The sequence below is a fragment of the Lacihabitans sp. CCS-44 genome, assembly GCF_024343735.1.
Classification (GTDB): domain Bacteria; phylum Bacteroidota; class Bacteroidia; order Cytophagales; family Spirosomataceae; genus Leadbetterella.
In genome coordinates, this window is the sequence record NZ_RJUE01000005.1 from 59,989 (window position 1) to 84,667 (window position 24,679).

At 36.4% G+C, this 24,679-nt stretch carries 33 protein-coding genes; 12 read left to right on the top strand and 21 right to left on the bottom strand.

Annotation, left to right across the window (positions count from 1 at the left end; translation table 11 throughout):
• Positions 1 to 29 precede the first annotated feature (29 nt).
• Positions 30 to 1,580 carry an anti-phage dCTP deaminase gene (locus EGI26_RS04495; protein ID WP_255076683.1) on the top strand — a complete coding sequence of 517 codons (1,551 nt, stop codon included), beginning with the start codon at positions 30 to 32 and terminating at the stop codon, positions 1,578 to 1,580.
• Positions 1,581 to 1,825: 245 nt separating this feature from the next.
• On the opposite strand, the gene EGI26_RS04500 is transcribed toward EGI26_RS04495, so the two are convergent.
• The 9 genes from EGI26_RS04500 to EGI26_RS04540 all read right to left on the bottom strand — a co-directional run bounded on the left by EGI26_RS04500 (position 1,826) and on the right by EGI26_RS04540 (position 8,889).
• On the bottom strand, positions 1,826 to 2,266 hold the full coding sequence (locus EGI26_RS04500) for a nucleoside deaminase (protein WP_255076739.1): 441 nt from the start codon (positions 2,264 to 2,266) through the stop codon (positions 1,826 to 1,828).
• Between the two features lie 173 nt (positions 2,267 to 2,439).
• Positions 2,440 to 3,348, bottom strand: a complete 909-nt coding sequence (locus tag EGI26_RS04505; protein WP_255076684.1) for an ROK family protein — start codon at positions 3,346 to 3,348, stop codon at positions 2,440 to 2,442.
• Between the two features lie 44 nt (positions 3,349 to 3,392).
• A complete protein-coding gene (yihA, locus tag EGI26_RS04510; RefSeq protein WP_255076685.1) occupies positions 3,393 to 3,995 on the bottom strand; it encodes a ribosome biogenesis GTP-binding protein YihA/YsxC in 603 nt (200 codons plus the stop codon).
• A 10-nt stretch (positions 3,996 to 4,005) separates the two neighbouring features.
• Positions 4,006 to 4,422, bottom strand: coding sequence for a Fur family transcriptional regulator (locus tag EGI26_RS04515; RefSeq protein ID WP_255076686.1), 417 nt, complete (start codon positions 4,420 to 4,422; stop codon positions 4,006 to 4,008).
• 1 nt (position 4,423) lies between these two features.
• On the bottom strand, positions 4,424 to 6,238 hold the full coding sequence (locus tag EGI26_RS04520) for an ABC transporter ATP-binding protein (protein WP_255076687.1): 1,815 nt from the start codon (positions 6,236 to 6,238) through the stop codon (positions 4,424 to 4,426).
• Positions 6,238 to 7,209: a gliding motility protein gene (locus tag EGI26_RS04525; protein WP_255076688.1), complete on the bottom strand. Its 972-nt coding sequence runs from the start codon at positions 7,207 to 7,209 to the stop codon at positions 6,238 to 6,240. Before EGI26_RS04525 ends, EGI26_RS04520 begins: the two co-directional genes overlap by 1 nt.
• Before the next feature lie 69 nt (positions 7,210 to 7,278).
• A complete protein-coding gene (locus EGI26_RS04530) occupies positions 7,279 to 7,599 on the bottom strand; it encodes a type II toxin-antitoxin system PemK/MazF family toxin (protein ID WP_255076689.1) in 321 nt (106 codons plus the stop codon).
• Positions 7,586 to 7,822, bottom strand: coding sequence for a DUF2281 domain-containing protein (locus EGI26_RS04535; RefSeq protein WP_255076690.1), 237 nt, complete (start codon positions 7,820 to 7,822; stop codon positions 7,586 to 7,588). Before EGI26_RS04535 ends, EGI26_RS04530 begins: the two co-directional genes overlap by 14 nt.
• Before the next feature lie 83 nt (positions 7,823 to 7,905).
• Positions 7,906 to 8,889: a hypothetical protein gene (locus tag EGI26_RS04540; protein ID WP_255076691.1), complete on the bottom strand. Its 984-nt coding sequence runs from the start codon at positions 8,887 to 8,889 to the stop codon at positions 7,906 to 7,908.
• Between the two features lie 99 nt (positions 8,890 to 8,988).
• Between EGI26_RS04540 and EGI26_RS04545 the strand changes: the two genes are divergently transcribed.
• Positions 8,989 to 9,360 carry a DUF3127 domain-containing protein gene (locus EGI26_RS04545; RefSeq protein WP_255076692.1) on the top strand — a complete coding sequence of 124 codons (372 nt, stop codon included), beginning with the start codon at positions 8,989 to 8,991 and terminating at the stop codon, positions 9,358 to 9,360.
• Between the two features lie 55 nt (positions 9,361 to 9,415).
• On the opposite strand, the gene EGI26_RS04550 is transcribed toward EGI26_RS04545, so the two are convergent.
• Positions 9,416 to 10,300, bottom strand: a complete 885-nt coding sequence (locus EGI26_RS04550; RefSeq protein WP_255076693.1) for a carboxypeptidase-like regulatory domain-containing protein — start codon at positions 10,298 to 10,300, stop codon at positions 9,416 to 9,418.
• A gap of 251 nt (positions 10,301 to 10,551) precedes the next feature.
• Complete coding sequence (tpiA, locus tag EGI26_RS04555; RefSeq protein WP_255076694.1) at positions 10,552 to 11,319, bottom strand: triose-phosphate isomerase; 768 nt, start codon at positions 11,317 to 11,319, stop codon at positions 10,552 to 10,554.
• A 202-nt stretch (positions 11,320 to 11,521) separates the two neighbouring features.
• On the opposite strand from tpiA, the gene EGI26_RS04560 reads away from it, so the two are divergent.
• Positions 11,522 to 11,944: a hypothetical protein gene (locus EGI26_RS04560; protein WP_255076695.1), complete on the top strand. Its 423-nt coding sequence runs from the start codon at positions 11,522 to 11,524 to the stop codon at positions 11,942 to 11,944.
• Between the two features lie 109 nt (positions 11,945 to 12,053).
• On the opposite strand, the gene EGI26_RS04565 is transcribed toward EGI26_RS04560, so the two are convergent.
• From EGI26_RS04565 to EGI26_RS04575, 3 genes are all read right to left on the bottom strand, one after another.
• Complete coding sequence (locus EGI26_RS04565; RefSeq protein WP_255076696.1) at positions 12,054 to 12,776, bottom strand: YebC/PmpR family DNA-binding transcriptional regulator; 723 nt, start codon at positions 12,774 to 12,776, stop codon at positions 12,054 to 12,056.
• A gap of 80 nt (positions 12,777 to 12,856) precedes the next feature.
• On the bottom strand, positions 12,857 to 13,483 hold the full coding sequence (locus tag EGI26_RS04570; protein WP_255076697.1) for a hypothetical protein: 627 nt from the start codon (positions 13,481 to 13,483) through the stop codon (positions 12,857 to 12,859).
• A gap of 49 nt (positions 13,484 to 13,532) precedes the next feature.
• On the bottom strand, positions 13,533 to 14,534 hold the full coding sequence (locus tag EGI26_RS04575) for an NADP-dependent oxidoreductase (protein ID WP_255076698.1): 1,002 nt from the start codon (positions 14,532 to 14,534) through the stop codon (positions 13,533 to 13,535).
• Positions 14,535 to 14,700: 166 nt separating this feature from the next.
• Here EGI26_RS04575 and rpmG point away from each other — a divergent pair, with 166 nt between their 5' ends.
• The 3 genes from rpmG (at position 14,701) to EGI26_RS04590 (ending at position 15,626) form a co-directional block, all read left to right on the top strand.
• The gene (gene rpmG, locus EGI26_RS04580) at positions 14,701 to 14,883 is read left to right on the top strand and encodes a 50S ribosomal protein L33 (RefSeq protein ID WP_255038599.1); all 183 of its coding nucleotides are present in this window, start codon (positions 14,701 to 14,703) and stop codon (positions 14,881 to 14,883) included.
• A gap of 59 nt (positions 14,884 to 14,942) precedes the next feature.
• Positions 14,943 to 15,095: a DUF4295 domain-containing protein gene (locus EGI26_RS04585; RefSeq protein WP_255038600.1), complete on the top strand. Its 153-nt coding sequence runs from the start codon at positions 14,943 to 14,945 to the stop codon at positions 15,093 to 15,095.
• Positions 15,096 to 15,230: 135 nt separating this feature from the next.
• Entirely contained in the window at positions 15,231 to 15,626 is a 396-nt protein-coding gene (locus EGI26_RS04590; RefSeq protein WP_255076699.1) for a thioesterase family protein, read from the top strand.
• 3 nt (positions 15,627 to 15,629) lie between these two features.
• Here EGI26_RS04590 and EGI26_RS04595 read toward each other — a convergent pair whose 3' ends face one another.
• Together EGI26_RS04595 and EGI26_RS04600 are read right to left on the bottom strand one after the other, a co-directional pair.
• Positions 15,630 to 16,001, bottom strand: coding sequence for a type II toxin-antitoxin system VapC family toxin (locus EGI26_RS04595; protein ID WP_255076700.1), 372 nt, complete (start codon positions 15,999 to 16,001; stop codon positions 15,630 to 15,632).
• Complete coding sequence (locus EGI26_RS04600; protein WP_255076701.1) at positions 15,988 to 16,146, bottom strand: hypothetical protein; 159 nt, start codon at positions 16,144 to 16,146, stop codon at positions 15,988 to 15,990. Before EGI26_RS04600 ends, EGI26_RS04595 begins: the two co-directional genes overlap by 14 nt.
• 151 nt (positions 16,147 to 16,297) lie before the next feature.
• Here EGI26_RS04600 and ftsY point away from each other — a divergent pair, with 151 nt between their 5' ends.
• The 3 genes from ftsY (at position 16,298) to EGI26_RS04615 (ending at position 17,987) form a co-directional block, all read left to right on the top strand.
• On the top strand, positions 16,298 to 17,254 hold the full coding sequence (gene ftsY, locus EGI26_RS04605) for a signal recognition particle-docking protein FtsY (protein ID WP_255076702.1): 957 nt from the start codon (positions 16,298 to 16,300) through the stop codon (positions 17,252 to 17,254).
• 120 nt (positions 17,255 to 17,374) lie between these two features.
• A complete protein-coding gene (locus EGI26_RS04610; protein ID WP_255076703.1) occupies positions 17,375 to 17,668 on the top strand; it encodes a nucleotidyltransferase family protein in 294 nt (97 codons plus the stop codon).
• A complete protein-coding gene (locus EGI26_RS04615; protein WP_255076704.1) occupies positions 17,652 to 17,987 on the top strand; it encodes a DUF86 domain-containing protein in 336 nt (111 codons plus the stop codon). Before EGI26_RS04610 ends, EGI26_RS04615 begins: the two co-directional genes overlap by 17 nt.
• A gap of 102 nt (positions 17,988 to 18,089) precedes the next feature.
• Here EGI26_RS04615 and EGI26_RS04620 read toward each other — a convergent pair whose 3' ends face one another.
• The 5 genes from EGI26_RS04620 to rocD form a co-directional block, all read right to left on the bottom strand.
• Positions 18,090 to 19,049, bottom strand: a complete 960-nt coding sequence (locus EGI26_RS04620; protein ID WP_255076705.1) for a sugar phosphate isomerase/epimerase — start codon at positions 19,047 to 19,049, stop codon at positions 18,090 to 18,092.
• Positions 19,050 to 19,109: 60 nt separating this feature from the next.
• Positions 19,110 to 20,375 carry a DUF5690 family protein gene (locus EGI26_RS04625; RefSeq protein WP_255076706.1) on the bottom strand — a complete coding sequence of 422 codons (1,266 nt, stop codon included), beginning with the start codon at positions 20,373 to 20,375 and terminating at the stop codon, positions 19,110 to 19,112.
• A 59-nt stretch (positions 20,376 to 20,434) separates the two neighbouring features.
• Positions 20,435 to 20,731, bottom strand: a complete 297-nt coding sequence (locus EGI26_RS04630) for a type II toxin-antitoxin system RelE/ParE family toxin (RefSeq protein ID WP_255076707.1) — start codon at positions 20,729 to 20,731, stop codon at positions 20,435 to 20,437.
• Between the two features lie 10 nt (positions 20,732 to 20,741).
• Positions 20,742 to 20,990 carry a type II toxin-antitoxin system ParD family antitoxin gene (locus EGI26_RS04635; RefSeq protein WP_255076708.1) on the bottom strand — a complete coding sequence of 83 codons (249 nt, stop codon included), beginning with the start codon at positions 20,988 to 20,990 and terminating at the stop codon, positions 20,742 to 20,744.
• A 165-nt stretch (positions 20,991 to 21,155) separates the two neighbouring features.
• The gene (rocD, locus tag EGI26_RS04640; protein ID WP_255076709.1) at positions 21,156 to 22,397 is read right to left on the bottom strand and encodes an ornithine--oxo-acid transaminase; all 1,242 of its coding nucleotides are present in this window, start codon (positions 22,395 to 22,397) and stop codon (positions 21,156 to 21,158) included.
• Between the two features lie 145 nt (positions 22,398 to 22,542).
• On the opposite strand from rocD, the gene EGI26_RS04645 reads away from it, so the two are divergent.
• The 3 genes from EGI26_RS04645 to EGI26_RS04655 all read left to right on the top strand — a co-directional run bounded on the left by EGI26_RS04645 (position 22,543) and on the right by EGI26_RS04655 (position 24,673).
• The gene (locus EGI26_RS04645) at positions 22,543 to 22,995 is read left to right on the top strand and encodes an Lrp/AsnC family transcriptional regulator (RefSeq protein ID WP_255076710.1); all 453 of its coding nucleotides are present in this window, start codon (positions 22,543 to 22,545) and stop codon (positions 22,993 to 22,995) included.
• A gap of 51 nt (positions 22,996 to 23,046) precedes the next feature.
• Positions 23,047 to 24,189, top strand: a complete 1,143-nt coding sequence (locus EGI26_RS04650; protein ID WP_255076711.1) for a cysteine desulfurase family protein — start codon at positions 23,047 to 23,049, stop codon at positions 24,187 to 24,189.
• A gap of 97 nt (positions 24,190 to 24,286) precedes the next feature.
• Positions 24,287 to 24,673, top strand: coding sequence for a GxxExxY protein (locus EGI26_RS04655; RefSeq protein WP_255076712.1), 387 nt, complete (start codon positions 24,287 to 24,289; stop codon positions 24,671 to 24,673).
• Positions 24,674 to 24,679: the final 6 nt, after the last annotated feature.

The following is a 24,679-nucleotide window of genomic DNA, read 5'->3' on the forward strand; positions in this document are numbered from 1 at the left end:
TGAAAAAACTTATAAACTACTAAAAAAACATGGCTAATGCAGTTTTGAAATCTCAGAAAAATATATCAAATAAGGAAAATATAACTCTAGGTAGTGATATTGGAGTAATTAAAAAAATTAAAAATACTCATACTGAGGAGTTGATTATTAGTATTTGTGGTTTTATAGGTACTGATATAAATTCTTTTATCAGAAATCTCCAAAATGTTTTAGTGGATGATTTTAAATATGAGACAAAAGTAATAAAGATGAGTGAATTTATTGTTCAGAAAAGCAGTATGATTAACTCAGATATTACTAAAATAACACAGATTGATAGATATAATCAATTAATAGAATGTGGTAACGATTTAAGAGAGAGGTTTGGGAAAAGTGTCTTGGCTGAATTAGCGATTAATCAAATAATTACAGATAGAATACCAAATAAGGAATCCAGCTTCTACCAATCTAAAAGAGTTTGTTACATAATTAATTCTATAAAAAATCAAGAGGAATTAGATCTTTTTAATTTAGTCTATCAAGGTATTCATTTTAGTTTTGGTATATTTTCTTCTATTAATGATAGAGAGAAATATCTAAAAAATAATAAGAGTATGACTCTTTCTGAAATATATCAAATTATTGATCGAGATTCAGGAGAAGAATTTAAACATGGTCAAACTGTTAGAGATACTTTTACAGAATCAGATTTTTTTATCAATGTTAGCGATACAGAAAAAAGTTTAAAAGTTAAAATTGAAAGGTATCTAAGTTTGATATTTAATTCTAATATAATAACGCCCACTTCAGAGGAAACCGCAATGTATCAAGCTTCTTCCGCCGCCAATAATTCTGCATGTTTATCAAGACAAGTAGGTGCGGCTTTGACTGATTCTGATAATAATATTATTTCTCTAGGGTGGAATGATGTGCCTAAATATGGTGGAAATTTATATTCAAATGAATCAAAAAGTGATTTTAGATGTATGAATTTTAATAATCAAACTAAATGTTGGAATGATCAGGAAAAAAATCTTATTTCAAAAGAATTGACAAAAATTCTTTTAGATGAAAAATTAATAAATCAAGAAAATGAAGAACAAGTGTTTAACAAAATAAGAAATTCAAAAATAAAGAGTTTAGTCGAATTTTCTAGATCTATTCACGCGGAGATGCATGCATTAATTATTGGTAGTCAAATCGCTGGAGATAAAGTTAAAGGAGGAAAAATTTATATTACAACTTACCCTTGTCATAATTGTGCCAGACATTTAATTGTTGCAGGTATTGAAGAAATATATTACATCGAACCCTACAGGAAAAGTTTAACGATGAAATTGCATTATGATGCAATGACTGAAAATAATGAGAATAACAAAGTTAAAATATTAATGTATGAAGGTGTTTCTCCAAGAAAGTATATGGACTTATTTAAAATGATTCAAAATTCTAGGAAAAACTCTTCCGGAGAGATGATTGATTATATAAAAAACAATATTCAACCTAAAAAAACGTTATCACTTCAGGCAATTCCTACTTTAGAATCATTGGTTACAAAAGATTTAATCTCAAAAAAACTTTTAAATGAAACAGAGGAATAAAATTTATATATATATATTTGTATGCCTATAATTAAACTCTAAAAAAGATGAAAAAAAATACTACGCAGTTGAATCTTTTTGATTCAGAATCAAGTAATATTAAAGAAAACTCATCTTCACAATCTTCAATACATAATATTCCACTAAATAGAACTAAAGTTATTGACTTTTTACCGAAGAATCATTTAACATTAAATGAGAAATATAAGATAATTCTTGAATTATCCGCTCATTTATAACTTATTTCAGTTTCTTAGTTTCTTAAAGAAACTTTTTAACATCGCTTCAGATTCAGATTGTAGAATTCCGCCAATGACATCGGTTTTTGGATGTAAAATGGGCTGTTGAATGAGAGTAAACCCTTTTTTCTTGTCATAAGCTCCAAATATCACTCGATCAATTTGTGACCAAGCCAAGGCTCCGGCACACATTACACAAGGCTCAAGTGTAACATATAAGGTGCAATTCTTGAGATATTTTGCACCCAAAAAGTTGGCTGCTGCTGTGATGGCCAATATTTCGGCATGGGCCGTTACGTCGTGCAGTTGTTCGGTTTGGTTTACTCCTTTTCCTATAATCGTTTTGCCTTCAGCCACTACTATAGCACCCACAGGTACTTCTTCTTTTTCATAAGCATCCATTGCCAAGTCCAAGGCTTTTGCCATGAAATATTCGTGCGAGTAAATGGGGTAGGGGTTTCGAGCCAAAGAAATAAGGTTTTAGAAATGAATGTATAAGTTCTATAATAGACAGGTCTTGAAAAATCTTTGTGTCATAGCAGTTAAATAAAGGGTTGAAATTAATAAAAAAAACGCCTCAAGTGTTTAAAAATGAGGCGTTTTAAAGAATATTTTATTTTTTAGAAACACAAACTGGCTGCACCCAATAGGCCGGCATCATTGGCCAAAGTGGCTCTTTTTATGTCCAAAGTTTTGATATAATAAGGTGTTAACCAATATTTTAATTGACGATTCACGGCTGGCATGATATACTCAAACGAAGCCGATAACCCACCTCCGATAAGTATTGTAGTGATGTCAAGAATTCGTATCATCGATACCAAACCGTCACCCAATAATGTACCTACCACGTCAAATATTTGGAGTGCAAGTACATCACCATCAGAAGCTGCAGCCACCAACCCTGTAGTAGAAATAGAACCATCGCTGGGTAATCTTGTTTCTCCCTTGAATTCACTACGCATTTTATTTGCCAAGTCTAAAAGCTCGTTTTTACCTATGTTTCTTTCTAAAACTTTGCCATTAGCTGAGGGCATGTGGCCGGGTTCCATGGCGTTTCCACCACCACCTTTAAACACCAACTTGTCTATAATGGCTGCTCCACCTACACCCGTACCGAGGGTCACAAATATATAATCTTCAGGCAGTTTTTCTTCACCGAAATAGTATTCACCCAAGGCCGCAGCGTTGGCATCATTTTCCAAGAAAAAATCATGCTCAGGGAAACGTTTTTTCAAAAGTGGAATAATGGGCGTTCCATCAGTTTCTGGAATAGCCGTGATTTCCATCAAAGTGGATCTATCACGAGATATTAAACCTGGTACTCCGATGCCTATTTTTTTGACTTCGGGGTTTTCTTTGAGTTGAACAGCTATGGCATCACCTAGGTTGTCCACAAAATGGCCTGTGGCTCTCCATGAGCCAGTGTCGTGGCTATAAAAGTTCGTTATATTGCCTGATTCCGCATTTACGATACCCATTTTAACATTTGTCCCACCAACGTCTATTCCCAAATATTCTGTCGCCATCCCGATGATTTATAATTTTTTTTGCAAATATAAATTAAAATAAATTAATAATTAGGGAAGATTATCTCTTCTATTAATCCTAAGATTTCGGTTTTGCCAGTTTTTCTCTCTGCCGAACTTATAAAGTACTCGGGCAATATTTGCCATGTTTCAGAAAGTGACCCCATAAAATCTGTGATGTTCTTTTGTCCTTCCATAGTTTTTACTTTATCAGCCTTTGTAAAAACCAGTTTCAGAGGGACTCCGTTTTCGCCCAATTTTTGTATAAATTCTAAATCCTTTTTTTGGGGCGAAAGACGGATATCTAACAAGACAAAAACATAAAGAAGGTTCGTTCTTTGCAACAGATAGTCCCAAGTCATTTTTTCCCACTTGGTTTTTTCTGAAACCGGTACTTTGGCATAGCCATAGCCAGGTAAATCGACCAAATGCCACTTATTATCAATTAAAAAGTGATTTATTAACTGGGTTTTACCAGGTGTTGAGGACGTTTTTGCAAGATTTTTCACACCGGTAAGCATATTGAGCAGGGAGGATTTGCCTACATTTGATCTCCCTATAAATGCAATTTCCGGTAAATCATCTTGTGGGCAATGTTCTACTTTTGCGGCACTTTTATTAAACTTAGCTTCTTTTATTTGATACATTTTGTTGTTTTTAATTGCATTTTGGGCAAATACCTTGCACCAAAACATTAATATCTTTTCTTTGGTAACCCTCTGGAAGTATGATTTCTGGAATCAAAAATTTTTCTAAACAGAAGGTTTCGTTGCATTCCGAACATTTAAAATGAACGTGGTCGTGGTGGTGATGGCCCGAGGCACATTGGTCTTTACAAAGTGCATATTTTACACCGCCATTGTCGTCTAAAATCTTGTGAATTATGCCCTTGTCAAGGAAAGTTTTGAGTGTTCGGTAAATCGTAACTCTGTCAAAACCATCGCTGAGAGATGTTTCTACATCGCTATGAGACAGGGCAGTCGTTTTTTGAAGAAAACTATTTAGTATATTTTCTCTGGTATCTGTATGTCTGAGGTCGTATTGTCTTAAGATGCCAAGGGCGTTGCTTTCCATTTTATACCATTTCGTATGAAACTATGTCAAACTGCATTTTTACCAAATTTGCATAAATTCCTTCGTTTTTCAAAATCAAACTTTCATGTGTGCCAGATTCGGCTATTTGGCCATCTTTCAAAACGTATATTTGGTCGGCGTTGCGAATGGTGGCCAGTCTGTGAGCAATAATAATAGAGGTACGCCCTTTCATGAGTTCGTTGAGTGCATCTTGTACCAATTTCTCCGATTCCGAATCTAAGGCACTGGTGGCTTCGTCGAGCAAAAGTATGGCTGGGTCTTTCAATATCGCTCTCGCTATGGCTATTCTTTGTCTTTGCCCACCCGAGAGTTTTATGCCTCTGTCGCCCACTATTGTCTCGAATTTATCCGGAAACTTCTCAATAAATTCTAAAGCATTTGCTTTTTTGGCAGCACTTTCTACTTCTTCTAAAGTGGCTCCAGGTTTTCCGTAGGCTATGTTTTCGAGAATACTACCACCAAACAAAATTACTTCTTGCGGCACTATGGCTATATTTTGACGCAAGAAGGTGACGTCTTGTTTTTTGATATTTTGACCGTCTATAAGTATTTCGCCTTCAAAATCAGGGTAGAATTTCATCAACAGTTGCACTAATGTCGATTTTCCAGCCCCTGAGTGCCCAACCAATGCTATTTTTTTACCCGCCTCAATTTCAAAATTTATACCTTTCAGTACTTCTACGTCTTTTCTAGAAGGATAACTGAATTTTACGTTTTTGAAAGATATATTTCCATCGATAGGATTCAGGAGTTTTTCTTTTTCAATATCCACCTCAGATTTTTCCTCTAAAATTTCTAATATTCTTTCGGAAGCTCCCACCGTACGTTGAAGTTGTGCGTATAAGTCTCCGAGGCCGCTCATAGAACCCCCAATGAATATCGTTAATGTAAGAAATGTAATCAGGTCGGCTATTATTATTTCTTTTTCTATAACCAAATTTCCCCCAAACCATATCACCAATACAATTCCCCCGAAAAGGCCTATGATAAAGAAAGTTATAAATCCACCACGAAGTGTGGCGGCTTTGAGTGCTAAAGTAACAGACTCGGCAACAGATTTTGAGAACCTTTTGGACTCTAGTTTTTCATTAGTAAATGCCTTTACTATAGAAACGGATTGCAGTGATTCCTCCACTATGACGTTGGCTTCTGCTAGCTTTTCTTGTACTTTCTTCGAGATGGTTCTTATGTATTTTCCAAAAACTAAAGCCGCAACCACGATTATTGGGAAAGTTGCCAACATAAAAAGCGTTAATTTCCACGAAATGTAAACCAACATGGCTATACCTATCACCAATGTGGCCACTTGCCTGAAAAACTCCGCCAAAGTAGTTGAAAGTACGCTCTGAATAGCCGAAACATCAGATGTAATGCGGCTCATGAGGTCGCCCACACGGTTGTTTTCAAAAAAGGATATGGGAGAAGTGATAAATTTATTGTAGACGATTTTACGGATATCAGCGGCTGTTTTTTCACTTACAATAGAGAAAAAATAGACCCTAAAAAATGAAAAAATACCTTGTGCTACCAAAATCACTGCAAAGAAGGCAGCTACCTGATTGATATTATAGTGTGATTTCCCCTCCATCACTTTGGTCATTTCGCCTATCAATAGCGGAAAAACCATGGTAGTAACCGTGGAAAATACCAAAAACAACATACCTATGATATAGGTGTTTTTGTAAGGTAATGTAAATTTGAAAAGAGCAATCGCTTTTTTCAATCCGTCTTTACTTAGTTTTTTTTTGTCTTCGGGTGCCAAATCTATCCCGGCCCCATGTCTGCCCTTCGCCATTATTCTTTTTCTATCTGTCCTCTATATTTCGACTCCCTCAGGATGTCCCCGGGCTTGTCATTTGCCATTAAATCTTGAAACGTTACTTTGGGGTTTTCGGTTCGGTAACGTTGGATTATCCTCCAACCGAGCCATTGTCCTATTCGTCCAGGGCATTTTGGGCCGATTTCTGGCACCGATGGTCTCTCGCCAAAATACTTTTCTTTTAGGTGCGGGTTGGGATTGTAAAGTAGATTTTTATCTACTACATGGGCCCAAACCAAATCCTGTGCTTCCCAAGTTTCGGTGAGTTCTAAGTCTGAATATCCTATTATGAGCGAATCGGCCACGTTGGGTAGCATTTCCTTTGTGAACTCCAGCGATTTTCCAAAAAACAACATGTCAGCCAAGAAAGATTGGTCTTTTGGGTCGAGTTTGTTGTACGAATTGGACAAATATCTGACTACGGTTGGAACAATATATTCCTTTGCGTATCTTTTTAGTATGTAGTTGGGTTGGTCAGGTCTGTAAAGTGCTTTTGGACCAAGAAATGATTCTAATGCAATGATTATCAATGTGTCAGAGACAAAAAGGTCGTTTTCGAGACCTGAGAAAGTGGTGACAATTTTGGGTTCCTTAAACTCAGGATAATTGGATTTTATATTCGCAAAAGCACTTTCAAATTCCTTCTGAATGCCTTCTAATTCACCGAATTCTTTCTGGGTTTGGTCGTAGAGTTTGCGGGTTTCGGGATGGGAAGCCAAATAGTACATGTGCGACACAAAGGCAGTATCATCAGGAAATGTTCTGTAAAGCGACTTAACGATGTTTTCGTTGTTTTTAAGCAAAGTCAGCATTTCGGGCTGGCTTTTTACGGCCATCAGCTCTCTCTCAAATCGTCGGATTTTTACTTCTAAATCGGGTTTGGATTCTCCGCAGGAACTAAGAATAACTGCAAAAACTGCAATTACCAGTAGGAATTTAACACGCATTTTGTAAGATTTTTTGTAATCAAAACGCAAATTTAGCTATTTATTGTCTCAAAATCATTGAAATAGCTTTCAATTAAGTTCAAAAATAAGCTTGAGGTTTTTATTTAATTCGGGGAGGTATTCATGGTCTAAGTAACCAAGTTTTCCAATGGCTAATGATTTGTCGATTGTTGCCATTTTTGAAAGTCTAATTAATGAATCCTTTTTAATACCGTTGTTTAATGATGGCCTAATTTTAAGGTCTGCGGCTTCCTTCCATTTCAATTGGGTGGTAATAAAACAGACTGTGATATCACGTTCAGAATGAACTAAAATTAGTGCTGGTCTAAGCTTATTCCCTGTCAAGTCGGTGAATGGAAAAGGAATAAGGACGATGTCACCCTTTTTCATTAAAGACAAGTTTTAAATCTTTTGAAGAATATAGATTCTCATCTTCGTTTAAAAAATTGAAGCTTTCGCTCTTTCCAACAATAGCGGAAATGTTGTCTAAAATTAACTTATCTTCATATTTTTTAAATAGGAAATCTGCAAAGTCAGAAACTTCATTAATTTTATCTTCAGGAAGTTTATGAATAACCTCTAAAGTTTTATCAATAATGGCTTTTTTAGTCATTTTTTATAATTTTCGTATCAAATATAGAAATTTTTAACGAAGAGTACATTTAGGTTGCCTGGTTTTTATAATTTTGGAACTTTCTAATTTTTCCTAATCAAACAAATATATTCTAATCTCAAGGCCAACTCATGGATTTCTGACTTCCAGAATATCTGTGACCACTGATTTTTAGCAATGAGTCTGGTTGCGGGATTCTCGAAAGGGGCAAAAGGAGCTCCTATGAATGAATAAAATTGTTTTTCAGGGTCTAAATTTATGTCGATTTTGTTTCTTTTTTCTCCAAATTTTAAAAGGGCTGTTTCCAAAAGCATTCTAAAAAGTGCACTTTTTTCTTTTGCCAAAAGTTTTTTCGCAATGTCAATCAATTCTGCTTTTCTATTGTCTAACTCTTGATAGCTAAAATCGGCCATAAAGCGAGCGTAATGATAAATTATGAGTGCGGGATGGCCGTAATGGCGAGCTATTTGGAATGAATTTTTGGTGATTTCGTTTACAGCATTACTGATGAATTTTAGCGTGTTATTGTCTGTTTGGTCAAGAGCTATTTGGTGTTTAAAAAGCAAATACATTAGATTCAGTAAGGCACAAACGTCTTGTTCTTTTGGCATATTTTTGCCAAACCAAGTGCTGTAGATTTCGCCATTCTTCGACCCCCGATATTGGTCTGTAAATTCTGACAGATGATTTTTTAGCCAAATGGTTTGCTCTTTGGTATAGTTGGATGTCAAATAAATAAGTGCAGTGTCGTCTATATCATCAGGAAGTCTGAAATGGTCAAGCCTTCGCATGAATCGCCCATTTGGGAAATGACGAGAAGGCTTAGTTTTGTAAAAATTATAGGTCAGTCGGCCGTCTTTGTTTTGATATTTCGCAAATTCGGCCAGTATTTGAGATTCTATTTTTTCAAAGATTACTTTTTGTTCTTTATTCAGATATCGAGAATTCTGTTGTAGGATAAAAAGTGTAGAGGCAAAAACAAAAATGTTGTCGTCGGCTCTTTTGTAGCCCCAAAAGTCATTTTTTCGAACTGAAAATGTGGAATTCGAAGTTTCGACTTCGCTCATTTTTTTGGCAATTTCCGAAATAATTCCACTTATCATTTTTTAAACCTACTTATCGTTTTTATATTTGTATGAGAATTTATACAAAAATAACATAATACGATGGAAGTTTCTGGAAATATCAAAGTAATAAACCCTGAGCAACAAGTAAGCCCTACTTTTAAGAAGAGAGAATTGGTAGTGACTACCGAAGAGACTTATCCTCAGCACATAATGATAGAGTTTACGCAAGATAAATGTGATTTATTAAACAGCTACGCCATTGGCGATGCCGTGAAGGTGTCTATAAACCTAAGAGGTAGAGAGTGGCAAAGCCCGCAAGGCGAAACAAGATATTTCAACAGTATCCAAGGTTGGAGAATAGAAAAAGAAAGCGGAGCTAATCAGGCACCAGCTGCTTCTGCATCTTCAGCACCAGATACTCCGGCACCGATTCCGGCTGCCCTAGAAGGAGAAGACGATTTGCCGTTTTAATATTTAGGAAAGATATTTATTTTGAGAAAGACATGCTGAGAGGTGTGTCTTTTTTTTAGTCAGTCAGGACAAGTTCTACGGCTAGAGTGTGAAATTTGCCCTTGAAATCTTTATGATTTGTCGGCCATTCCGATTGCTTATGCCATTTAGAATTTTTGAAATATGTCCAAGCATAGTTTTCTTTTTCCATATTTCCACCGAACCATGGTGAATATTCTGTTTTCTTTATTTTCCCCTTTTTCCCTTGTTGTGCGTATTCAAATACAAATCTATTTTGTTCTATGATTAGCCATTCAGCCCCGATTATTAAACCACTTTCTGGGAATTTGATGTTTAAACTCTCGATATTGATTTCTGTGACTTTTAAACCTTTTTTACACGTTCCAACTATGTTTTGGTCAAAATAAAACTCGGAAGGTTCGCCGTTTTCCCCTGGTTTGTAAAGTCTAATATTGAAAACAGATTTTTTTATCTCGCTACGAGTTACGATTTTTATTGATTTTATGAATCTAGTTTTCGAAATTGATTCTGAATAGGGAATGTATTTAGCGTTTATTTGAGGCAAGCCACGGTTTGCAAAAAAAGCATCCGAATCTTTTTTACTTACTTTGCCCACGAAGTTTGAATTTTTATTTCTTTTTGGGTTGACCAAAATCTCATCCAAGTCAATAATTTGTTGCTCAAGTAAAATAATTTCACGAATTTCTTCAGTTTTTATTTTCAATATTTTGTATCCAACCGCTGAAAAAACAATAACATCATTAGACTTTAAATTTGGCAAAACAAATTCTCCTTTTTCATTGGCCGAAACGCCTATGTTTTGGTTTTCTACGCCAACATTTACAAATGGAATTAGTTCTTTGGTTTTAGAATCTTTGACGACTCCTATTGTTTGAGCGAAGCTTAGCTGGTGGATAAATAGTAAAATGAGGATTTTCATTAATAATGGTTTTTATGTGAATACTAAAATGGTAAACGATTTTGAATTTAGGAAATTGCTTGTTAAAACAAAGCAGTAACTATTTTATACATGTTTTTTTGTATTGAAGTTTGCTTTGACGATAATGGAGATTTAAAGTCACATTTTTCATTAAATTTTTTTATAATCAACAAAAAAGCCAACGCAGTTCGCATTGGCTTCTTTGGCGGTCTTACCTTCGGTACCGACCGACTTATAAAATATTTTATCTCTTACGCCGGAAACGACTTAGAAATATCAGTAAAATCTCTTGATTTGAGTGATGCTCCACCTACAAGACCGCCGTCAACATCAGGTTGAGAGAATAATTCTACTGCATTGCCAGCACCTACGCTACCACCATATAGGATTGAGATTTCGTCAGCTACAGACTGTCCGTATTTGCTTGCCAAGTGGTCACGCAATACTTTGTGCATTTCTTGTGCTTGTGCTGAAGAGGCCGTCACACCAGTACCTATAGCCCAGATAGGTTCGTAAGCGATTACTACTTTTTGCAAAGCTTCAGCCGAAAGATGGAAAAGACTGTTGGTCAATTGACCACAAACAAAATCGAAATGTATGCCTGCCTCACGCTGAGCCAAAGTTTCTCCACAACAGAATATTGGCGTTAAGCCCTCTGCCAAAATAGCGTCAACTTTTTCAGCTATAAATGCATCAGTTTCGGCAAAATACTCACGACGCTCTGAGTGGCCAATGATGATATATTTTACGCCAACAGAATTCAACATTTGTACCGAAACCTCACCTGTATATGCTCCAGAAGGCTTTGGGTGGCAGTTTTGAGCTGCTATGGATACTTTTGAAGAATTTACTAGTTTGGTAAAACTACTCAAATAAGGAAACGGAACGCCCAATATTACGTGAACATTCGGGTTGTTCATTTCGTCGTTTACCATGTTTACCACTTCTGACAAAAGGATTTGACCTTCTTCAAAAGTTTTGTTCATTTTCCAGTTACCAGCGGCGTATTTTTTTCTCATTTTTTGCTTTCGTTATATTTCAAAAATCGCACAAAGATAGGTTTTTAAGCCTAAAAAGGAAAGAATGCTTTTTGAAAATGTCAAAAATTTGGTTTTCTCAGAAAAACTATAATTTTCTGATTTTAATGTTTTTTAACATTTTCGTGCTAAACCATATACTACCGTGAAGGTCAAAGCCACATAACAAATAAAAAATGCAATTATGAAAAAGTTAATTATGTCATTGGCTCTTATTTCGGCACTATCAGTTGGTGTTTTTGCCCAAAAAACTGGAAACGAAGGTAGTAAGCGAGATTTTAATCCTGGGAAAATGGCTGAAAAGCGAAGCGAAAAATTAAAGGCTGATTTGAAACTGACTGACCAGCAGTTTGCGGCTGTTACCAAGCTTAACAAAGAGTCGGTTGTGAGTCGTGAGGCAGAACGTAATGAAATTAAAGCCAAACATGATGCGAAAAAACAGGCCTACAAAAACGAAATGAAAAAGATATTGACTCCAGAGCAATATAAGACTTTCGAAGAAAAAATGGCTACAAACGAAGCTAGAAGAAGAGAAGGAATGAGAAAAGGAAGAGGCGGAAATCATGGTGAACATCACCATGGTGGGCGTCATGAGCACAAAGGGTAAATCAAAAAAGGTCAACGGAAGCGTTGACCTTTTTCTGTATTTTTCAATTTAAAAATTAGTTAATCGAACCAATCGTCAATCGAATCAATCGTCAATCGAATTAATCGAATCATTCGATAACCATATTGTGATAAACGTTCTGCACGTCATCATCTTCGTCGAGTTTTTCTAATAACTTATCAAGGTCAGCGGCATCAGCTTCGCTTAGTTTTTTGGTGTCGGTTGGTATTCTTTCGAAGTCAGCATGAAGTAGCTCTAGACCTTTTTCTTCTAAAAATTTCTGAATTGCTCCGTAGGCTGTAAATTCACCGTATATATTTATTTGGTCGTGTTCTTCATCCAAAAACACATCATCTGCACCGAAGTCTATCAATTCAAACTCTAGTTCCTCTAAATCTACTCCAGGCGTATTTGCTATTTTGAAAATGCATTTTCTCTCAAAAATAAAATCAAGCATGCCATTGGTGCCCAGATTGCCATTGCATTTAGTAAAATAGCTTCTGACATTGGCCACGGTACGGTTGTTGTTGTCTGTGGTGCATTCTACCAATACCGCCACGCCGTGCATTCCGTAGCCTTCTAGCACCATTTCTTTGTAATCCTCTTGGTCTTTTGAAGAAGCTTTTTTGATGGCATTCTCCACATTCACTTTTGGCATGTTGGCGGCCTTGGCGTTCTGAATGACCGCTCTCAAACGTGAGTTTGTGGTAGGGTCAGGTCCGCCAGATTTTACGGCCATCACAATGTCCTTGCCTATACGTGTAAACACCTTGGCCATAGAAGACCAACGTTTCATTTTGCGTGCTTTTCTAAATTCAAATGCTCTTCCCATAGATTTTCTGAAATTTCAAGGTGCAAAATTAACCAAAATCATTACGATTCCACATTTGCAATTGATTTTTTCAAGATTCTTTACTTTCGTGCTTTATAAGGCAAGGCTCCAATGAGATTCTGAACTGCCCTTACGGCTAAGTCTTGGGGCGAATCCATTCTGTTGCTGATGTCCTGAAAGCTCTGATTTTGCCAAACCAATACGCCAGAATCAGCATCAATTAGTTGGAGTTGTGTATTCATGCCGTTGCGGCCTGCAAAGTTTCTCATCGAAAACTGCATCTCGGTTTCGCCCCATATCACTGCATCCACTCCAAGTAGGCGAGCCAGTTTGCCTTTGTCAATTGATTTCAATTCTGAAAATCTGATGTTTTCACTTTGAAGTGTTTTGTTGGTGGTTAAAAAATCCTGAACGGTAAAGTCAAGTCTTTTTTTCTCTGCCCTGCGAGCCAGCATGTTAAAAGTAGTTTTTTGCAAGTCCAGTCCAGCCACACGCTCCTGTTCTTGCCAATTACTTTGGCCTCTTCCGCCTCTGCTTATGGCTTTGTATTCCTCGTTGAAACTTACTTTAAAGGGCAAAATAGCTATCCTTTTGTGCATTTCAAGTGCCGAATTCGCATTTTCAGCTAAAAAACTTTGGTTGGTTTTGCAAGCCAAAACATTTATGACTAAGCCCAAAACTATTCCTAATTTTAAGAATGCTTTCATTTATATCTAGAGTGTTTTTTGTGAATATAAAACGAATTTTTATTCAAAATTATGCGTCAACTTCCAAAACCATTTTTCCTGTATTTTCACCTGCGAAAAGCTTTATTAGGGTCTCAGGAAAAGCCTTTATTCCACCTTTTTCTATATAGAAATTTGCATTTAATTTTCCTGCCAATATCCAACCAGCCATCTCTTTTGCAGCTTCACCATATCTGGCATAGTTGTCAAAAACCACTATTCCTTCCATTCTGGCTCGGTTCACCAGCAGGGAAAGATAGTTTTTTGGTCCTTCAGGCTTAGTGGAGTTGTACTGCGAAATTGCCCCGCAAACAACTATACGAGCTTTTTTGTTGATTAGCGTCAACACGGTGTCTAATATTTCGCCACCCACGTTATCAAAATAAATATCCACACCAGCTGGACATGCTTCTTTTATGTTTTTTCTAAGATTTCCCGCTTTATAATCTATACATGCATCAAAGCCCAATTCATTCATTACATAATCACACTTATCTTGTCCGCCGGCAATTCCCACTACACGGCAGCCTTTTATTTTGGCTATTTGTCCCACCACGCTACCCACGGCTCCGGCTGCTCCCGAAACCACAACTGTCTCACCCTCTTTGGGTTGTCCGATATCTAACAAACCAAAATAGGCTGTAAGGCCCGACATGCCCAGCGTGCCGAGATAAGCAGGCAAAGGGAAAATTTTTGGATCAACTTTTACAAAATCCTTTCCTTCGGAAATAGCATACTCTTGCACTCCAGTGGCAGTGTTTACAAATTCGCCTACTTCGAATTTTGGGTTTTTTGATGCTATGACTTCACCAATAGATAATGCCCTCATGGTTTCGCCTATTTCAACAGGCTTGATGTAGCTTTTGGAGTCATTCATCCAGCCACGCATGGCGGGGTCTATAGAAATGTATTTGGTTTTGACTAATACCTCGCCTTCGGCCATTTCAGGAAGCTCCACGGTTTCTATTCTCCAGCATTCTGAGGTCGGCGTTCCTACAGGTCTTTGATTGAGTAATATTCGGGTATTTTGCATCGGTTTTGTTGATTTTTAGTACAAGCATAACAATTTTTGCTGAGAAAAGTACAGTTTTATATCGATTCTGTTTTTTATCGTAAATAATTTAGAGAAAGGTTTTTGTAAAAAGAAATAAATTAATATCTTTGCAGCCCGATTTAGAAAAAGATAATATTTTATAATAATGGCAAAGAAAGGAAACAGAGTTCAGGTTATATTAGAATGTACCGAGCACAAGACCACAGGTCAGCCAGGAATGTCTAGATACATTACTACCAAAAACCGTAAGAATACTACGTCGCGTTTGGAGTTGAAGAAGTACAATCCTGTATTGAAAAAAGTTACAGTACACAAAGAAATCAAGTAATTTGTTTGAATTATGGCTTAGGCCAAAGTCGAACATCAAACATTTAACATAAAAATACAATGGCAAAGAAAGTAGTTGCGACCCTTAGGGATAAATCGGCGTTGAAGAGTTTTGCGAAAGTTATCAAAGCTGTAAAGTCTGACAAAACTGGTGCTTATTCATTTAAAGAAGAGATGGTTGCGGTTGACAACATCGCTGAAGCTTTAAAGTAATAAGTTTTCAATGATATTTATGAAAGCCTTGCCGTTTCGGTTAAGGCTTTTTGTTTTGTAAAACATTTTGGTTCTTAATTTGCTGGCTGAGCGTAGCCGAAGCCGTGAGTTCCGAGTAATGAGTTTTTTAAAGTATTGAAACCTAGAATATACCAACATATTGTAAAAGTCGCTGAGGCTGATATTGACGAGCTAAATCATGTGAACAACGTGGTCTATTTCAACTATTTGCAGCAAGCGGCTATGGCTCATTGGTATTCTTCTGTACCTTCTGCAGTTTCTGATGGGATGCGTTGGGTGGTTAAAAAACATGAAATAGAATATTTCAAACCGGCTTTTTTAGGAGACGAGATCATTGTCAAAACTTGGGTCGATAATTTTTCTGGAGTTACGTCTGACCGTCACTATGAAATCTACAAGGATGATGTCCTAATTGTAAAAGCCCGTACACTTTGGGTAGCCCTTGACCCTCATACTATGCGACCCACACGAGTTCCTGCTGATTTGTGGGAGAGGTATTTTGGGGAGTAGTATTTAGGATATTTCTAGAATCACTGCATTTAAACCATTGATTTTTCCGAAATATTTGTCAGCGGTAATGAGCGGTATGTTCAGATAAAGAGAAGTGGCTGCAATAATTGCATCAGGAATTTTTATTTTATTGTACTGTTTTAGATCGATTGTAATGTCTTTAATTGAGTCATTCAAGTCAAAAATGACACAATTTTTTAGAAGTTCTTTTATTATCAATTTTTCTTCTTTAGAAATATTGAGGTTGCCTAAGAGTTCTATTTCGGTTATAAAGGAAATTGCATAAGAATATTCTTCAAAGACTTTTACCTCTTCTTTACCCTCTAATAAATATATTACAAAGTTGGTATCAGCTATGAAATCAATCCCATTCATTTCTTGCTTTTTTCTGAAACTCCAAACCGTCAATATTTCTTTTCAGCTTACCAAAAAAGTCTTTTAAATTGCCTTTTTTTGGACTAGAATGCAATAACTTCTTAATTTCTTTTGGGTCAGAATTCTTATTTATCTCAATGACCATAGTTTTTAATAATTTAGAATGTTCAAAAATACCAATTTTTCAACATAAATATGTACTCTACCTAAAATTTGATGTAACAGCTTAAGAATCAAAATAACCTCAATCTGAATAAAATTTGATAAATTTGCATACAACACTCAATCTCTGATAAATGGGCTTATTTGATTTTTTTAGTAAAGAAAAAAAAGAAACACTCGACAAAGGTCTGGAAAAATCCAAAACCAGTATTTTCGATAAAATTTCTAAGGCAATTGTGGGTAAATCCACGGTTGATGAGGAGGTTTTGGATGAACTGGAGGAAATTTTGATAAGTTCTGATGTAGGTGTGGAGACTACTATCAAAATCATTAAGCGTATAGAAGTCCGTGTGGCCAGAGATAAATTTACGAATACAGCCGAATTGGATGTAATTCTGAGAGAGGAGATTGCGGAACTTTTGCAAGAAAATAACTCACAAGATGTGCAAAATAGTTTCGAAACCGAAAACTTGCCAAAACCTTATGTGTTGATGGTGGTAGGTGTAAATGGTGTCGGAAAAACTACTACGATTGGAAAGCTAGCCCATAATTTTCAGAAAAATGGCAAAAAAGTAGTGCTTGGTGCTGCGGATACATTTAGGGCGGCTGCTGTGGATCAGCTAAAACTTTGGGGTGAACGAGTAGGTGTTGAGGTAATAGATCACGGGATGAATACAGACCCCTCTTCGGTGGCTTATGACGCCATTAAAGTGGGTGTAGAAAAAGGAGCCGACGTAATTATAATTGATACAGCTGGTAGATTACACACCAAAGTAAACCTGATGAATGAGTTAGGGAAAATTAAACGTGTGATGCAAAAGATTCTTCCAGAAGCACCTCACGAAGTGATGTTGGTTTTGGATGGAAGTACTGGCCAAAATGCCGTAATCCAAGCAAGAGAATTTACAAAAGTGACGGAGGTAAATTCATTGACCATTACAAAATTGGATGGAACTGCCAAGGGCGGAGTGGTGATAGGCATTTCAGACGAATTTAAAATTCCAGTAAAATACATTGGTGTAGGTGAAAAAATGGAGGACCTACAGGTATTCAACAAAATGGCTTTTGTGGATTCGTTGTTTAAGAAATAGGGCTAATTTTATAATTTGGCAATGGGATAATGATATAGACTGTTGAATATTAATCAATTAGAGAAAATAGTAATATTTGTAATGTAAATTAATTCGATGATACATCCTTCAATACAGATAATGTTACCAAAACTTGCTGAGCTTTTTGTTAAGCATCAAGTTAAAAACGCTTTCGTATTTGGTTCAGCTGTTACCGAAAAATTTAACAATAAAAGTGATGTAGATTTTTTGGTAAATCTCAAAGAAAATATAGATCCAGTTGAAGCAGGAGAACATTTATGGGATTTGCAAGACGAATTGGCCGAGCTTTTAAAAAGAGAGGTTGATTTGGTTACAGAAAGGTCATTGAAAAATCCATATTTTATTGACGTCTTGAATCAAACCAAAGTGGCTATTTATGGACAGAAAGATTAAGCTGTTGAATGATATATTATTGTGTATCGGTAATATTGAGAATTATCTAAAAGCAGATAAAAGTTTCAATAACTACGAAAGTAATTCTCTTCTTCAGGATGCAGTAGAGAGGAATTTGATCACTATAGGGGAAGCAACAAATGTATTGTTGAAAATTGACCCAAGTATTAGAATATCAGACTCTCGTAAAATTGTAAATGCAAGAAATAGACTCACTCATGGTTATGACGAAATAGACGCTACTCAAATTTGGAGTATTGTTGTTAAGTATATGCCAATTTTAAAAATGGAAGTCGAAGAACTAATAAAAGAATCATAATGAAGTTCCTTTTGATAATTAAAAGAAACATCTTCAAGTGAATTCTAATACTTGTAAAAGTAAAACTACACTTGAAGATGTCACATAAGCTTTTATTAAAAATTACTTCAAGACCTTCTCAATCAAAGCCTTTGTAGCTTTTATGCCTTCGTCTTCGGATAGTTCTGTACCTTCAAACTCAATCCCGATATTGCCTTTAAATCCAGCATCCATTACAATTTTCATGATTCTGGCGTAGTCCATTTCTGACTCGTTGCCGTCTTTTCCGAATACATGCGTTTTGGCACTTACTCCTTTGGCATAAGGCATCAGCTCGGCTATTCCTTTGTATCTGTCATATTCTTTTAGGCATCCATCTGGACCTCTTTCTAAACAAAAGTTACCAAAATCTGGAAGTGTTCCTACGTTTTCCATATTTACGGTTTTCATAACACCCGCCAACCAAGAACCGTCTGACGAATATCCACCGTGGTTTTCTACAACAACATTTATACCTTCTTTTGCCGCAAATTCACCGAGATTTTTAAGGCCATCGGCTGCATTTTTGGCTACTTCTTCGGCTGTACCAGTTCCTGCAGCGTTTACTCTAATGGTAGCCGCCCCTAAGTATTTAGCTATTTTCACCCAGTCGTAATGATTTTGTACGGCTATTTGTCTTTCAACTAAGTCGTCATGGCCGAGGTCGCCCAGTGCATCGCACATAATTAGACCCACTTTGACTCCAGCCTCGTCACATTTCTTTTTGAAACCTTCCCAATAAGCCATGTCTTTGGCTTTTGAGAAGTAGAATGTATTTACCAGTTCAATGGTATTTACACCATAACCCGCAGCTATTTTCGGGAAATCGTCAGGATGTAATTTTCCTTGAAGTAGAGAGTCTGGATTTTCTTTCAAAAGTCTTCCAAAAGCCGCCCAATCGCCGTTAAGAGCATCTCCAAAGAAGCTTTTGTGGAGTGACCACTGTGCCAATGAAATGTTTAAATCTGGTTTTTGTTCAGTTTCTGACTTGCAGCCTACCAACATTACAGTGCCTAAAAATAGGCTAAGAATGATTTTTTTCATGAAATTAAGATTGAATTTTGATGATAATAATACAAATATAATGGACGGTTTGGAATACATTTAATGGTTGGCAATGGCTTTCTTTTTAAAATAGAACATTGATACCAAAACCATCAGAAAATAGGAAATAGCCAGAGCGTAAGAGCCATAGATAAAGAAGTTTACATTGGTGGTTTTGTTCTGGAAAAAGTTCTTGTAAAACAATACCAACACGCTTCCAAAATAGGCATAATAATCGGCAAGTGTTATCATAAAGCCTACGGTTCCAGAATATTTAAATGCTGCTAACATACGTTCAAAATAAATGCTATTGCACATAGAATAAGCTACATACGCTCCAAAACCCACGCAAATCAACCATAGGATGGGATTTATAATTTGCATCTGAAATAATATGGTGGAAACTCCGATGATAATAGCTCCTAATAAAAGTAAACTCTGAATGACCACAAATGCTTTTGCGTGATTTTTAATCCATCGCATCGAAGCCATAAGTAGCAAAACCACAACCGCAATTGGTATCTCGGTTTTGGTAAAAAGAGCAGTTTGGACACCATAGCCCAATTCCTGGAGAATTTCTGGCATGAAATTGTCCCTAAATTCGCGATAGGCGGTGAGTAAAACATAGGATGCAATGAATAAAACCAATCCTATTCCGAATTCTTTTCTGAAGGCTTTTCGGTCATTTTTGTTCATCGGAAGCCTTTCTACTCGGTCATTTTTGTCAGCTTCGCTGGGTCTAGGAATTTGAGCCAAAAACCATACCGAAATAGCCAAAGGAATGTACATGATAGAATCTGCTACAAAAGGCATGAGGAATTCGGACACGTCAAAACTACTCAAAACCCATTTGCCAATGCTTTTTGCGAATCCTGAGCCGATAATAAAAGAGGCTGTGAGTGCAGCCACAAGCAAATCGGTACTTTTTCGACCTTCCAAAAAACCAAGAATAACTCCGTAGAACAAACCTAAAGGCAAACTTCCAAGAAAAACAAAAATGAGATTATAAGGAGCTGGAGTTGATCCAAAAAATAACATACAAATCCAAGCAAGACCGGTGAAAAGTAACAATCCTTTGGCTCTATTTTCAGGTTTCATTTCAGAAACAATCTTTATGCCGATGCCTTTCGAAACCGCAAAGCCGAGTACTTGTGCAGTGATTATGAGTATCTTAAAATGAATGCCCCAGAAATATAATTCCTCAAAAGTGGCTGCTGTGTAAGCTCTACGAAAGGGATAAAAGCATAAATAAGTACAAAATGCTGCTACTGCTGCAAAGAGCGTTTGAACAGAATTGGGAAGGTTTGAAATTCGTTTCGAGAGCAATATTAAGGTTTTTGGAATCTCAATTTATAAAGAAATTAGTCTAAACCAATAAAAATGTTTTATTGATTAAAACTATTAACGAAGTTCATTTTTTGGTGCAATACCCTCAGAATGAAAATACTTTGGTCAATAATTTTGTATATTATGTAATGATTTCCGATTGGCCAAGTTAAACAGTATTCAGGAATGTCGTTTCTTTTATGGCCAATGGTGGGATTTTTAGAAAGCAGGTCGAAATTTTTCTCAATCATTTGGCCATATTTTTTCCATTGCAATTCGCCATGTTCAGTGAGTGTGTATTTCAAAATTTCTGTTAAGTCTTTCCTTGCGGATTTGGTGATTTTTATTGAAAACATAACGAAATATTTACTGCTTACTTTCTCTCATTATGTTCGAAAGAAAGGCTTTGTCATAATTTTCAATATTTCCAGACATAATATCCTCCTCGCCAATTTTTATTTCTGCCAATACACTCTGGATTCTTAATTTTTCGTATTCAAGCATTTGCCTTCTTATTGCATCTTCGGCAGCTGAAGTAATCGACCTAAAAAGGCCAGCTTTTACTTGACTTTGGAGGAAGTCAACATAGGGTTTGTTTAAGTCTATTCTGCTCATATTTAATATTTACTGTAGTAAAGCTACAGTAATACTGTTGTATTTGCAAGTAGTTTTAAGTATTTATTTGTGTGAAAAGATTTTTCAAATCGCTCAAATAAATATTTCAGAATTCAATGGAATCAGTTTCCCACGATTTGAAAAATCGTGTTAAGAAAAACGCAATTACATCTCAAAGGCTGAAATTGTTTTTGTAATAATCGCCACGCACTCTCGTATTTGAGCTTCGGTAATCACCAATGGCGGTGCAAATCGTATTTTGTTGCCATGCGTGGGTTTAGCCAAAAGCCCGTTTTCTTTTAACATCAAACATATATTCCATGCCAATTCTGAGTCTTCGGTGGTGTTTACTTCAATGGCATTCAATAAACCTTTTCCTCTAACCAAAGTCACTATTTGGCTCATTTCGATGTAATTATTGATTTCAGACCTAAAAATTTCTCCTAAATATTCAGCTTTTTCTGCTAATTTTTCATCCAAAACTACTTGAAGTGCTTCTTTGGCTACTTCACAAGCCAAAGGATTTCCACCATAAGTAGAGCCATGCTCACCTGGTTTTATACAAAGCATGATGTGGTCATCAGCCAATACAGCTGAAACAGGAAGTACTCCACCAGAAAGTGCTTTTCCTAGAATCACAATATCAGGCCTAACGTCTTCATGATCAACACAAAGCATTTTTCCTGTTCGAGCAATTCCTGTCTGAATTTCGTCTGCGATAAAAAGTACATTGGCGGCCTTACATAGTTTAGCGGCTTCTTTTAAGTAGCCTTTGCTTGGAACTTTTACACCGGCTTCGCCTTGAATGGGCTCTACTATAAATCCAGCCACAAATGGATCTGAAATCAGTGCGTTTTCAAGAGCCTCTATGTTGTCGTATTCGATTACATCAAATCCGGGTAAAAACGGCCCGAAACCATTCCTACTACTTGGGTCTACTGATGCAGATATTACTCCCAAAGTGCGTCCATGGAAGTTTTGGCTTGCAAACAATATTTTGGCTTTTCCCTCTGGAATACCTTTTTTCTCGTAGGCCCATTTGCGGCAAAGTTTTAGTGAAGTTTCAACGGCTTCTACGCCAGTGTTCATCATCAAAACTTTGTTGTAGCCAAACAGATCCGTGATGTATTTTTCAAAAATACCCAACGAAGCACTGTGAAAAGCCCTGGAGGTTAAGGTAAGTTTTTGTGCTTGCTGCGTAAGTGCGTTTATGATTCTTGGATGGCAATGTCCTTGATTTACAGCCGAATAAGCCGAAAGAAAATCATAATAACGTTTTCCCTCAACGTCCCAAACAAATGGACCTTCGCCACGCTCCAAAACTACAGGAAGCGGATGGTAATTGTGAGCTCCATGTTTTTCCTCGAGTTCAATGAAGGTTTCGGTTTTTGTGATTTCGGCTGTCATATTTATAGTATTTTGCACAAAAAAGTTTGTATTTCTTTATATTTACAAAATATTGGTTTTATTTTTTATTTTCGAAGTAAAAAAAAGAAATATATCTATAAAAGTATTGTTATTTATAAAATTTGATTTTAATTTTTTTAAAGAAATGGAATTAGACGAATACGATAAGTTGATACTGAAGGAATTAGAAAAAGACGGCAGAAAGCCTTTTTCTGATATTGCTAAAAAAATGGAGATTTCGAATACCATGGTGCATCAGCGGGTAAATAGAATGCGGGCCGAAGGTATCATTAAAAAAATGGCCCTCGAACTTGACGAACGAAAAATGGGCTATGAATGGAGTGCTTTTACGGGCATTATTCTGAAAGAAGATTGTAATTCGGAGATCATCATAGATGCCCTAAAAGAAATTTCCGAAGTGGTCGAATGTTATTACATTACAGGACAATATACGCTGTATATCAGGATAGTAGCTAAGAATAGTGAACACATGCGAAAGGTTTTATATGAAAAAATTGACCATATTCCGGGGGTATTGAAAACGGAATCTCTGATAGATTTCGGACGGGCTTTTAAAAGAAATGTGCCTATTGAGTAATTTCTTGTATTTAAAAAAATTACTTTTGCACAAAATTTCATCTTCAAAATCATGTCTAAAAAGATATTTCTTGACAACGCCGCCACCACACCTCTTGACCCAGAAGTTTTCGAGACCATGCTTCCTTATTTCAAAGAACACTTTGGTAATCCGTCTTCTATTCACTCCCATGGCAGAAAAGTGAAGTCAGCGTTGGAGATGGCTAGAAAATCAGTTGCGGCTATTTTGAACACTTCACCAGGTGAAATTTTCTTCACTTCAGGCGGAACGGAGGCCGACAACACGGCCATCATTCAGTCGGTGGAAACTTTAGGTGTAAAACATGCGGTTACTTCTCATTTAGAGCATCATGCGGTTTTGCATACATTAGAAAATCTGGCGAAACTGGGTAAAATAGAGTTGAGCTTTTTAGAAAATGATGCTGCAGGAAATTTAGATATAGACAGCCTAAGTGGAATATTGAAAGATAAACCAAAATCTTTGGTGTCGCTGATGCATGGCAATAACGAAATTGGTAATCTTTTGGATATCAATAGAGTAGGAGAGATAGCGAAACAACACAAAGCTGTTTTTCATTCTGACACAGTGCAGACTATGGGCCACTATACATTTGATATGCAGGCATTACCCGTAGATTTTGTAGTAGCAGGAGCACATAAATTTCATGGTCCCAAAGGCGTTGGGTTTTTGTACATCAATGCCAATTCTAAGATAAATCCGCTTATACATGGTGGTGCTCAGGAGCGAAATATGCGTGGAGGTACTGAGAATATTTATGGTATTATTGGCTTGGCTAAAGCTTTGGAAATAGCCAATGCAAACCTTGAAAGCCATAAAAATCATATCAAAGGTTTGAAAAGTAAAATGAAAGATTTGCTTCAGGAAAAAATTTCGGGCATAACTTTCAACGGTGCATCGGGAGATATAAATAACAGTCTTTACACTGTTCTGAATGTAAGCTTTCCCCCACATCCTGACAACGAAATGTTACTTTTTAATCTTGACATTGAAGGTATTTCATGTTCAGGTGGAAGTGCATGCTCAAGCGGAACAAACCTTGGTTCGCATGTATTAAACGCTCTTAAAGCCGATCCAAATAGAGCCAATGTGCGTTTTTCGTTTTCTAAATACACTACTGAGGAAGAAATTGAAAGGACGGTGACCGTGTTGGAAGGGTTGTTTGCGAGTAAATAGGCAGAATTAGGATTTTTAGGATTTGGGGATTTTAGGATTCTTTCAGGATTTACTTCAACTTTTATTACTTTGACATTTAAAAATTCGACACTACATTATGAAATATGAAGAAATCACCCACAAAATAATTGGATGTGCAATGAAAGTCCACCGTACTTTGGGTAATGGATTCCAAGAGTTAATTTATTCACGGGCCTTGGCAATAGAAATGAATAATCAGGGGCTCGCTTATCAGAGAGAAATGTCGATGAAGATTTATTACGAAGGCCATGATATTGGTACTCGTCGTGTCGACTTTTTCGTAGAGGATTGTATTATGTTAGAAATAAAAGCGATTATCCAACTCGAAGATGTTCATTTAGCCCAAGCAATGAATTATTGTCAGGCTTACAATTTACCTATCGGTTTGCTGATCAATTTTGGGTCTAGAAGTTTAGATTTTAAACGTGTTTATAATTTAAATCATCCCGAAAATAAAAAGTAAGATTTA